Genomic DNA, 11,379 nt, shown 5'->3' on the forward strand with positions numbered 1-11,379 from the left:
GAAAGATGACGATAGCAAATAGGTTATACGCAGGCTTTGCGTTCATTCTGTTATTGCTTGCAATAACCACCATTATCGGCACCTACCAAGTAGGCGAAATTGATAAAACTCTGGTGCGTGTCAACGAGGTCGGTAGTGAAAAACAACGATTTGCTATCAATTACCGTGGCAGTGTGCACGACAGAGCCATTGCTTTACGCGACTTAGTGTTAGTTGAGCGTGCCAGCGAACGGCCGCCTTTGAGAGAGCTTATTGCGAAGCTAAAAAATGACTACGCAGAGTCTCAACAGGGTATGCAGCGAATTATTTCTGACGAGCAGCTCGTTAATAGCGAGGAAAAATCGCTATTAGCGGCAATAGCGCAAATACGTGAACAAGGCTTAGAGTCTGCTGCGGAAGTTGAGCGTTTGCTGCAGTCGGACCAACGTCAGCAAGCGCAGGACTACGTTATTCGTGAGCTGGGGCCTATTTACGCTGAGTGGCTTAACCGTATTAACGACTTTATCGACTATCAGGAAGCGAGCATCTCTAAGGGCACCCAGGGTGTTATGGAGCGAAGCGAAAACTTTGCCACGTTAATGTGGTGGATAACCGCCTTTGCAATTATTGCCGGTGGTTTGGTTGCCTGGAGAATTGTGGTTCGACTCACACATAAAATTGGTGGTGAGCCAGAAGAAGCAGCCGAGGTGCTTCAGAAAATTGCGGATGGCGATTTAACGGTTGAGACACGGTCTAAGTACAAAGGCAGCATGATGGATGATGTAAACACCATGGTGCGCCGTTTACAGGGTTTGTTGAAGGAAGTGAACGAGTCGGCTAATACCCTAGTTGACGCATCTTCTGAATTGTCCGAAACTGCTGGCAATAATCAGAAGCTTGTGGTTGAACAACAAGAGCAAACTACTCAAGGTGCAACAGCCATTCACCAGATGTCGCAAACGGTTCGTGAAGTTGCACAGCATACCGAAGAAGCGGCGCAGCTAGCCGATGACACCGACAAGGAAACCGTCAATGGCAGCCGTGAAGTGGAAGCAACGGTGCGCTCTATTGAAGAGCTGGCTAAGCAGGTTGAAAGTGCTTCAGCGGTTATTGGTGAACTGTCTGACAATACCGCTGAAATTAATAAAGTGTTAGAGGTTATTGAAGGCATTGCTGACCAGACCAACTTGCTGGCGCTGAACGCAGCCATAGAGGCAGCCCGCGCAGGTGAACATGGGCGAGGTTTCTCAGTAGTCGCCGACGAAGTTCGGGCACTGGCAAACAGAACTCAGGACTCAACACGTAGCATTCAAAGTCTTATTGAAACCATGCGTGGCAGTGCAACCAACGCCGTTGACGTAATGGAGCAAGGTCGCGAAAAAGCAGCACAGAGCGTCGAGCAAGCGCGCAGAGCAGGGGAGTCATTGCAGTCTGTAAACACCTCGGTTGCGAAAATGAGCGACATGAACGCACAAATAGCAACAGCCGCTGAAGAGCAAACCGCTGTTGCAGAAGAAATTAACCAGAGCTTCACCTCTATCACCGAAGCAGCTGAGCAAGCCGCTGCGGGCTCAGAGCAAATTAGTGAAGCCAGCCGCGAGCTGCAAGAGCTAGCAAAACGGTTAAATAATGGCATGAAGCGCTTTAAAATTGCTTAAAGCCCTTGATTAGAACGGCCAAAACCCCTACCATAGCGGCCGTTCTGGAGAGGTGGCCGAGTGGCTGAAGGCGCACGCCTGGAAAGTGTGTATACGGCAACGTATCGAGGGTTCGAATCCCTCTCTCTCCGCCAGATACAAAAGGAACCGCCCTTGTGGCGGTTTTTTTGTGTCTGCAAGACTCGTTTCTATTGCAATAATCCCCCCGGGTGGTAGTTTAAAAATTCGTTTAATAGGTAAGTACCAGGGAAGGTGTGACATTGCATTTTGTTCTGGCGCTTTCCTGCCAAGTAATAAAACCAATAAGGACAGGTTATGTTTAAGCGAGTTTTACCGGTAGTGGCAGGCGCAATTATGTTATCGGCGTGCAGCGGCGGAACGCCGGCGTGCAGTGACTCTGAAACGGTCGATTTAGTGTTAGAAATTAGCAATGACGAGTTAGTTGCTCAGTTTGGAACTGAATTTGCGAACTTAATTGATATGTCATTAGACGCTATTCGCACGCAGGGGCACGATGAAAAGCTGGATACTTACCAGTGCGCGGCCGATTTAATTATGTCTGGCCCGGGTGGTGAGAGCAATGTGCCGGTAGAGTATACCGTTGAGTCGACCGACGATGCTGACGAGTTTTATGTCACGGTCTACGGCTTATAAGCCAGATACTAAAAAGGCGCTCTCTGGCGCCTTTTTGCTTTCATAAACAAATCTTACATCATTTTCTGTAAGTAAAGTTGTTCACCCAGCTTGTCCATTAAGCCCAACTGAATTTTCAGCCAGTAGGCGTGGTCTTCTTCGGTGTCTTTTAAAATGCCTACCAACATATCGCGTGTTACGTAATCGTCGACTTCTTCACAGTACTCGATAACTTCACGCAATGTTTTCGCATTGTTGTACTCAAGCTGTAAGTCGTTTTCCAGCATTTCACGAACGTCAGAGCCAATATTGTGCGGCTCACGGCTTTTCATGTCCGGCTCGCCTTCTAAAAATAGAATACGACGAATCAGTAAGTCTGCATGGCCGCGTTCGTCATCAATTTCATGGTTAATGCGCTCATAAAGCTTCATTAAGCCAAAATCTTCGTATTGACGTGAGTGGGAGGTGTATTGGTCAATTGATGTCAGTTCAAACGCGAGCAAACGGTTTAATTGCTCAACAACATTGTTATCTCTGCGCATTACTCAGCCTCATCCATTTTTGTTTGTAAGTACACCTCATTACCAAGGCGGGAGATAAGATCAATTTGAGTTTCCAGCCAGTCCAGGTGCTCTTCCTGAGCGTCCAGAATATCCCGTAACGCTTTACGACTGACATAGTCTTTGTGCTCTTCGCAGACTTTTATGGCGTCGCGTATGGCGCTGACGTCACCAAACTGCACCTTGTGGTCAAGCTCTAACATTTCGCGAGGCTCTTCTCCAACATACAGCTTTCCTAGCTCTTGTAAATTGGGAATACCTTCAAGAAATAAAATGCGTTCGATAATAACGTCGGCATGTTTCATTTCTTCGATAGATGCTTTGTAGACAGCTTTGTTAAGGCTGTTGAAGCCCCAGTTTTGGTACATGCGGGCGTGTAGAAAGTACTGGTTGATAGCGGTCAGCTTTAAGGTCAGCACCTTATTAAGCTGCTGAATAACTTTTGCATCACCTTTCATAGTTCGAGCTACCTCTTAATTCACAACGTATGAATTAAGTGTAGCACACTGATACTGGCAGCGAAGTCTCTTGAGATTTTTTCGGGGAGTTTTCCTGAAGCGCCTCGTTAAGAACGGTTTTTGCACAGTCTTTACAGCAGCCACATTGCGACGCTACGCCATATTGCTGGCGGAGATCACGCATTGACGAAACCTCTCCACGGCTTACGGCCTGGTGGATGGTTTTATCATTGACTCCTTTACAAAGACATACATACATAGACTATCACCTCAACGAGTTAGTGATAGTCTATTTTAAATGCGAACTATTTGCAATAGCTTTTGAGTGGTACTTACCGTACTTACTAAGGGTTAATAAAACCAGTTTTAAGCAGGTACAGTGTATAAGCAATGTATAAAGCGATAAAAATAGCGCCGTGGACACGGTTAATGCGGCCCTGACGAGCTTTACGTATGCTAAAGGCCATTAATAGCAATGTCAGAACGGCCATGGCAATCCAGTCACGGCTGAGTACCAGAGGCTCTAGTGTAATAGGCTTAATAGCACCGGCAATACCCACGACAGCCAAGGTATTAAACATATTTGAGCCAATTACATTACCCAATGCCAGGTCATGTTCATTTTTGCGTGTTGCCGCAATAGCAGAAGCCAGCTCCGGCAATGAGGTGCCAATGGCAACGACGGTCAGGCCAATAACAAGGTCACTGACACCTAATGCTGTTGCAATATTCACTGCGCCCCAAACCAATGCTCTTGAGCTTACAATAAGCAGTAATAAGCCAACAATTAACCAAATAATAGCGGGTTTCATCGGCAGAGGATGCTCGTCGAGCTCTTGAGTGTATTCAGCAGCGAGCGCGTCGTCACCGCTTTTCGAACCAACCCAAACGGACCAGCCCATATAAGCAAAGAAAACCAATAGAAGAATAGCCGCTTCCAGATGGGTAATTTCATAATCCAGTAAAAAAATAGCGCTGAGGAGCGTAATACCAATAAGTACCGGCATTTCGCGGCGAATAACCACTAACTTCACGGCAATAGGGGCTAATACAGCGGTTATACCGAGCACTAAAGCGATATTGGTGATGTTAGAGCCATAGGCGTTACCCAATGCTAGAGCAGGGTTGCCATCAATAGAGGCAATGGCCGAGACAACCATTTCCGGGGCCGAAGTGCCAAATCCAATGATCACCATGCCGATAACCAATGGCGCCATGCCTAAATGACGAGCAACGGCGGCGGCTCCTTCAACGAACTTGTCAGCACTCCAAACCAGAACCGCCAGGCCAATAATAACTGCAACTATTGATAACACCATAAAAACTCACGCTTTACCCACTGAATAAACAATGGGCGCTAGTTTAACTCAGTGTTTGTTTTAAAGCATCAATACTTGTTGGGTCATCAATGGTTGATGGTACAGACACCTCGTTGCCTTGTACTAACTGTCGAATAATCCGGCGCAGAATTTTTCCCGAGCGTGTTTTGGGTAAACGCGGAACAATGTGTAAGGTTTTCAGACAGGCAATGGCGCCAATTTTGCTGCGAACGAGCTGTATGAGCTCGTCCTGTAATTGCTCTTGAGTAATATCGACAGCGTTTTTCAATATAACAAAACCGATGGGTAACTCACCTTTAAGATCGTCCGGCTGTCCAACAACAGCACATTCGGCCACTGCGGGATGACTGGCCAGTATTTCTTCCATTTCGCCTGTTGAAAGTCGGTGACCGGCGACATTAATAACATCATCCGTACGTCCCATAATGAAGACATAGCCGTCTTTGTCGATGTAGCCACCGTCGCCGCTGCAATAGTACCCCGGGAAGGCTTTCAGGTAACTGTTGTGCAAACGCTCCTCGTCTTCCCAGACGGTTGTCAGGCAACCAGGGGGCAGGGGTAACCTGACACAAATGGCACCTTCCTCGCCGTTGTCGACCGACTTGCCCAGAGGGTCGAGCACCGATATTTCATAACCGGGTACCGGAAATGTTGATGAACCGGGTTTAACTTTAGCCGCCTCAATGCCGACCGGGTTGGCACACATTGGCCAGCCGCTTTCGGTTTGCCACCAGTGATCGTAAACCGGTTTGTCGGTCAACTCAGTGGTCCACTCATAGGTGGCCGGGTCAAGACGCTCGCCTGCCATATAAATTCGCTCTAATGAGCTAATATCGTACTTTTCCAAAAACTTGCCGTCGGGGTCTTCTTTTTTAATAGCCCGGAACGCGGTTGGTGCTGAGAATACCGCTTTAGCTTTATACTGCTCGATAATACGCCAAAACGCCCCCGCGTCTGGCGTGTTAACGGGCTTGCCTTCATACAGAACGGTGCTGCACCCAAAAATTAATGGACCGTAGACAATGTACGAGTGCCCGACAACCCAGCCGACATCTGAGGCGGTAAAAAAGGTGTCCCCGGGTTTTAAGCCATACACATAGCTCATTGAGAAATTTAAAGCGGTTGCGTAACCGCCGTGGTCGCGCACCACCCCTTTCGGTTTACCGGTGGTTCCTGAGGTGTAGAGAATGTACAGCGGGTGTGTTGAAGGTACGGCAACGGGCTCTGCGGGTGTCGCTTTTTCGACGGCATCTTTCCAGTCGATATCACCGTCATTGTTCAGCTCGGCTGTGCATTCCGGTCTTTGGTGAACAATGACTGAGCTGGGCTTGTGTGTTGCTTCCTCTATGGCTTTATCGACAATGGGCTTGTACTCAAGAACTTTGTTAACCTCGACACCGCAAGAAGCGGTGACAATGGCCTTGGGTTTAGCATCGTCGATTCGAACCGCCAACTCATGCGCAGCAAAGCCGCCAAACACAACAGAGTGAATAGCACCAATGCGGGCACAGGCCAGCATGGCAATGGCAGCTTGTGGAATCATTGGTAAATAAATAACCACCCGGTCACCAACGTTAACCCCCTGAGCCTTTAAGGCGCCGGCAAAAGCCGCCACTTCTTCCCTAAGCTGGCTATAGGTGTAATGGTTTTGTGTATTGGTAACGGGAGAGTCGTAATACAGTGCTACCTGGTCACCACGACCTGCATTAATTTGTGCGTCTAACGCTAAATGACTGACATTTACTTTGCCGTCCGGAAACCAGTCAGCCATGCCGTTTTTTCGAACATTGGCTGCGGTTTTGGGTGGGGTAAACCAGTCTAGGCGACTGGCCTGCTCAAGCCAGAATCCTTCCGGGTCTTGCTGGGCTTCAGAATAAAGCTTCTTATAAGCTTGCATAGCACTGTCCTTACTTCTTAAATACTGATGCTTTCAAGCTTATTCTGTTACCCGCAATTTCCCATTCGACTTAGGTCTAACTAAGGTGACTTTTACAGATTTTTACCAAAATCGGAGACGCCGTAGTAGTAAGAACTCGACAACGGCAATAACAACTAGGGCAACACAGAAAATGAGGAAAGCATCCTCACTTTCTACCCCTGGCATACCGCCAATATTAATGCCGAAAACGCCCGTCAGAAAGCTTAATGGCAGGAAAACACCGGCAATAACCGACAGCCAGTAAGTGTTTCGATTCATTTTTTCGGCGATGGCTTGCTGTATTTGTTCGCGCTGCATCCAAATCTGCTCAAGCATCAAGTCTATTTGCTCGAACAGTCGTTGGGTGGTGTCGCGCTCGTTAATGAGCCATTGATGCAACTCACCTGGCATAATGCGCTCGGCTTCTGTGGTGAGCTTTTCTAACGCCGCTAATTGCGGGCGTATGAAACGGTTTAAACGCAATAATCGGCGGTGCAGTGATGTCAGCTGAACCTGCAAAGATGCAGTGTCGTCGAAGCCTTGCCCTTCAATTTTCTCAATAGCGTCTTCAGCGTCTGACACCACGTCTTCGACTTTTAGATTAATTTGCTCAATAAGGCTGACAATAAAGTCGTGCAAAGAGTCCGGGCCGGATTGATGTTTAAGCTGATCGCGCAAATGCGCAATGGCATTGAACGGACGTTTTCTAAAGGTATAGAGCGCGCCTTTGTAATAGAGCAGGCGTAGGCTCAACATATCTTCCGGTTGTTCACCGCTGGCTAGGTTAACGCCACGTAGCAGCAAAATAAAGCCGTCGGGTAAGCGTTGAAAACGAGGGCGGGTGTCTTCTTCCAGTACGGCGTCAATGAGAGGCTCCGGAATACCGGCCTGAGTTAGCCAACCGCTAAGCCCCTCAGCGTCCCGTTGGAAGTGAAACCAGCAATTCGGCTGATGAGTCGTTGGCGACGCGCAGGCGGTGGCGGGACTTGTTGAAAAGTCCCAGCTATCAATCAGAAAGTCCATTTGAGCCTCGTTTTAGTCGGGTAACTCACACAATGATGCGTCAAAAACCACTAAATGGTCAAAGTCTACGTCTATTCCTACGGTTGCGCCATCGTTGAGAGGCTGGTGTGAAGGACCTACGGCAAGCACACGGCTGGTATCGGATAACTCGAGTGTGTAGAGATAGTGGGAACCGCGAAAGCCTTTACCAACGACAATAGCTTTCATAGCACTGTTTTTATTCAGGACAATGTCGTCCGGGCGAACCAGGAAGTTCACTTGCATATTCGGGTGGTTTTTAATGTCGTCGTGCTCGATAACACCAAAGGCGCTGTGCAGTTTGTGCTCTTTCACTTCGCCTTGCAGCAAAACACCGCGGCCAATAAAGTCAGCAACCAGCTCGTGTGTGGGCTCGTGATATAACTCGTACGGGGTTTCCCACTGCAAGAGTTGACCTGAGTACATAACGCCGGCTTTGTCAGCCATAGCAAAGGCTTCCTGTTGGTCGTGTGTGACCAGCAGCGCCGTTATATTCTCTTCTTTTAATAAGTGACGAACGTCGTGCGCCAGAATTTCACGCAACTCGGCGTCCAGGCTGGAAAATGGTTCGTCCAGAAGCATTAATTGAGGCCGTGGTGCTAATGCTCTGGCCAGAGCGATACGTTGTTGCTGTCCACCTGAAAGTTCATGAGGGTACCGCTTCTGATAACCGTTAAGATCAATACGCAGGAGCAGCTCTTTAACGCGTTGCTCTTGCTCTGACTGACTCCAGTCTTCAATACCAAAGCGAATGTTTTGCTCAACAGTTAAGTGGGGAAACAGTGAAAAGTCCTGAAACATCATGCCGATATTCCGCTTTTCTGTCGCTAACTGCATTGAATTGCTCGAAACAACCTTATTGTGTAATGAGATTTTACCAGACGATACTGGATTAAAACCGGCAATGGCGCGCAGCAACGTGGTTTTCCCACAACCACTAGGACCTAGTAGGCAACCAATGTCGCCGGGCGCAAGAGATAAACTGAGCTGATCAACAATACGGTTGCCAGAAAGCTCGATACTGACCGATTCGAGATTCAGTAAAGTACTCATTTAATCTCCTGTTTTAATGGATTTATTACGCAGCGCCCGGGACAGCATCATAACCGGAATAAGCCCAACCGCAACTATCATCAGTGCCGGTGGACCAGCATCGGCTAAGCGCTCGTCAGAAGCCATTTCAAATGCGCGAACGGCCAGTGTATTGAAATCAAAAGGTCGTAGCACTAACGTTGCCGGCAGCTCTTTCATAACATCGACCAGGACTAAGATTAACGCAGCCAGTAGCGGGCTTTTTAACAGCGGTAAATGAACCTTCCATAAAATACGGCGGCCGCTGGCCCCCAAAGTTCTGGCACTGTCATCCATTTGCGGGGTAATCTGCTCAAGCCCTGAGCTTACCGTTTGTAGCGATACCGACAGAAAACGAACGCTATAGGCAAAGAGCAAGGCGATAACGGTACCCGAGAATATCAGCCCTGGGTTCATACCAAAAAGCCACTTACTGGCTGCGATAAGCTGGTGATCTAACCAGGCCAGCGGCGACAGTAGCCCAACTGCAATAACAATTCCCGGAATAGCGTATCCCATGCCTGCCAGCGTAATTGCAGCGCGTAAGGGGCGAGTCGGGTGGCGACGGCGACCATAGGCCAACCACAATGCCAGCAAAACAGTAATACATGCGGCTAATAGGCCTAACCAAAGCGTGTTACCGGTTAACACCCAGAATGAAGATTCAAACCAAACATCCGATTTTTCTACCGACCACCAAAGCAGTTGCGAGGCAGGAATGAGAAAGCCTAAAACAACGGGTAGCCAACAGGTAAAAGAAGCCAGCCCAGCTCGCCAGCCTTTGAGTGGACGTCGTTGTGGTGTGCGGTTTGACGAGCGCTGTTGGTAAAAGCGGGCCCTGCGTCGCGAGTAGCGCTCAATCATGATTAATACAATGACGAATATCAGTAGCAGAGCCGATAGCTGCAGTGCACCCTGGGCGTCGCCAATGCCATACCAGGTTCTGAAAATACCGGTGGTAAAAACAGTAACACCGAAGTATTCCATGGTGCCGTAGTCAGCCAGTGTTTCCATTAGCGCCAATGTGACACCCGTGGCAATGGCTGGGCGTGCTAATGGCATGGCAACTCGCCAGAAACTTTTCAGTGAGCCCGCCCCCAGTGTTCTTGCACTTTCAAAGGCTGCTGTCGACTGCTGCATAAAAGCGGCACGGGTAATTAAATAAACATAGGGGTATAAAACAACGCAAAGAACAAATACGGCGCCGCCCAAACTGCGAATATTCGGGAACCAGTAATCGCCAATGGATACGTTGAAGAGATCGCGAAGGAGTTGCTGCACAGGTCCAGCATAGTCAAGCAAGCCGGTGTAGGTGTAGGCGGTTATGTACGCGGGCATGGCCAGCGGCAACAGCAAGCCCCAGCTTAAATATCGCCAACCGGGAAAGTCGTACTGACTGATGCACCAAGCGGTACTCACTCCCAGCACGGTTACGCCCAGACCAACGCAAACCAATAAAATAAGAGAGTGGCTAATGTACTCAGGAATAACCGTTTGCCAAAGGTGGGCAAGGATATCCCATTGCGGGTTTAATAAGGATAGGGCCACCACAATAAGTGGCAGCCCTATTAATACCGCCACGGCAAAAAGTAACAGCGTGCCACGGCTCATGCAGTACACTCCATGTTTAAATTAACGCCAGCCGGCACGGTTCATTAAACGTACGGCTTCACCGTTGTTTTCACCCAGAACGTCCATTGAAATGTCGTCCTGTTTGAACTCACCCCACTGTTGAAGTGTTTCACTCCACTCAACACCGTCTCGTACGGGGTATTCGTAATTGGCTTGAGCATACCATTTCTGAGATTCCTCAGAGACTAAAAACTCGATAAGTTTTTGAGCTTCGTCAATATTTTGGGCGTGCTTGGTAATACCGATACCAGACACATTAACGTGAGTGCCCTGAGCATCTTGAGCCGGCCAGAAAATTTTCACTTTCTGGGCAGCTTCGCGCTCGTCCGCGTCGTCTGAGTTCAGCATGTGGCCAAAGTAGTAAGTGTTTGCAATAGCGACGTCACAAACGCCGTAAGCCACACCTTTAATTTGGTCTCTGTCGCCGCCTACCGGGTTACGAGCAAAGTTTGAAACAAAGTCCTCAGCCCAGGCTTCGGTTTTTTCTGCGCCATGGTGATCAAGCAGTGCGGCCACCAGTGACTGGTTATATAGGTTGTTGGACGAACGAATGCAGATTCTGTCATTCCATTGCTCGTCAGCCAGGCTTAGGTAAGACTCAAGCTGCTCTGGGTCAACGCGCTCGGGAGAGTAGAAAATAGGGCGAGCTCGCAGGCTTAAACCAAACCACAGATTGTCTTCTGAGCGGAAATGCTCCGGCACGGCCGACTCGACAATTTCGGAGTTTAAAGGCTGAAATGCGTCTGCTTCAACGGCGCGATAGAGCGCTCCAGCGTCAACCGTTAAGAATAGGTCTGCTGGCGTATTTTCGCCTTCTGAGCCTAATCGAGCCAATAACGCATCGGCTTTACCTGTCAGCAAGTTGACTTCAATTCCCGTTTTTTCCGTGAACTGCTCTAAAACAGGTTTGATTAGGGCTTCTTTACGTGCTGAGTAAATATTGACTTCAGCAGCGGCGCTAGTGAATGACACCAGTGTCGCAGAAGTCGCAGCAATAACCGTTAATAAGCGATTTAACTTGCGCATATCTTTTTGACCTCTATACGAACGTTCGATGAATTTCGCTCGATTATATCAGAGTAAATGAAT

General features: G+C 48.5%; 11 protein-coding genes and 1 tRNA gene. 3 read left to right on the plus strand and 9 right to left on the minus strand.

Going from position 1 to position 11,379, the window contains the following annotated elements:
* Positions 1 to 5 precede the first annotated feature (5 nt).
* The 3 genes from UM402_RS04325 (at position 6) to UM402_RS04335 (ending at position 2,291) form a co-directional block, all read left to right on the plus strand.
* Positions 6 to 1,637 carry a methyl-accepting chemotaxis protein gene (locus tag UM402_RS04325; RefSeq protein ID WP_058579470.1) on the plus strand — a complete coding sequence of 544 codons (1,632 nt, stop codon included), beginning with the start codon at positions 6 to 8 and terminating at the stop codon, positions 1,635 to 1,637.
* Positions 1,638 to 1,683: 46 nt separating this feature from the next.
* Positions 1,684 to 1,771: transfer RNA gene (locus UM402_RS04330), tRNA-Ser, on the plus strand.
* A gap of 181 nt (positions 1,772 to 1,952) precedes the next feature.
* Positions 1,953 to 2,291, plus strand: a complete 339-nt coding sequence (locus UM402_RS04335) for a hypothetical protein (RefSeq protein ID WP_058579469.1) — start codon at positions 1,953 to 1,955, stop codon at positions 2,289 to 2,291.
* Positions 2,292 to 2,344: 53 nt separating this feature from the next.
* On the opposite strand, the gene bfr (UM402_RS04340) is transcribed toward UM402_RS04335, so the two are convergent.
* The 9 genes from bfr (UM402_RS04340) to UM402_RS04380 all read right to left on the minus strand — a co-directional run bounded on the left by bfr (UM402_RS04340) (position 2,345) and on the right by UM402_RS04380 (position 11,316).
* On the minus strand, positions 2,345 to 2,812 hold the full coding sequence (gene bfr, locus UM402_RS04340; RefSeq protein ID WP_053952901.1) for a bacterioferritin: 468 nt from the start codon (positions 2,810 to 2,812) through the stop codon (positions 2,345 to 2,347).
* Entirely contained in the window at positions 2,812 to 3,288 is a 477-nt protein-coding gene (bfr, locus tag UM402_RS04345; protein ID WP_053952900.1) for a bacterioferritin, read from the minus strand. The genes bfr (UM402_RS04340) and bfr (UM402_RS04345) overlap by 1 nt, the downstream gene beginning before the upstream one ends.
* Before the next feature lie 34 nt (positions 3,289 to 3,322).
* The gene (locus UM402_RS04350; RefSeq protein WP_074668873.1) at positions 3,323 to 3,547 is read right to left on the minus strand and encodes a bacterioferritin-associated ferredoxin; all 225 of its coding nucleotides are present in this window, start codon (positions 3,545 to 3,547) and stop codon (positions 3,323 to 3,325) included.
* An 85-nt stretch (positions 3,548 to 3,632) separates the two neighbouring features.
* On the minus strand, positions 3,633 to 4,607 hold the full coding sequence (locus UM402_RS04355; RefSeq protein WP_053952899.1) for a calcium/sodium antiporter: 975 nt from the start codon (positions 4,605 to 4,607) through the stop codon (positions 3,633 to 3,635).
* Positions 4,608 to 4,650: 43 nt separating this feature from the next.
* A complete protein-coding gene (locus tag UM402_RS04360; RefSeq protein WP_053952898.1) occupies positions 4,651 to 6,525 on the minus strand; it encodes an acetate--CoA ligase in 1,875 nt (624 codons plus the stop codon).
* 102 nt (positions 6,526 to 6,627) lie between these two features.
* Positions 6,628 to 7,569 (minus strand): CorA family divalent cation transporter, encoded by a 942-nt coding sequence (locus UM402_RS04365; RefSeq protein WP_053952897.1) that lies wholly within the window; start codon positions 7,567 to 7,569, stop codon positions 6,628 to 6,630.
* Positions 7,570 to 7,581: 12 nt separating this feature from the next.
* A complete protein-coding gene (locus UM402_RS04370; protein WP_053952896.1) occupies positions 7,582 to 8,640 on the minus strand; it encodes an ABC transporter ATP-binding protein in 1,059 nt (352 codons plus the stop codon).
* Positions 8,641 to 10,269: an ABC transporter permease gene (locus tag UM402_RS04375; protein WP_058579468.1), complete on the minus strand. Its 1,629-nt coding sequence runs from the start codon at positions 10,267 to 10,269 to the stop codon at positions 8,641 to 8,643.
* 21 nt (positions 10,270 to 10,290) lie between these two features.
* On the minus strand, positions 10,291 to 11,316 hold the full coding sequence (locus tag UM402_RS04380; RefSeq protein WP_058579467.1) for a Fe(3+) ABC transporter substrate-binding protein: 1,026 nt from the start codon (positions 11,314 to 11,316) through the stop codon (positions 10,291 to 10,293).
* Positions 11,317 to 11,379: the final 63 nt, after the last annotated feature.

It is taken from the genome of Idiomarina sp. OXR-189, assembly GCF_034373425.1.
Classification (GTDB): Bacteria; Pseudomonadota; Gammaproteobacteria; order Enterobacterales; family Alteromonadaceae; genus Idiomarina; species Idiomarina zobellii.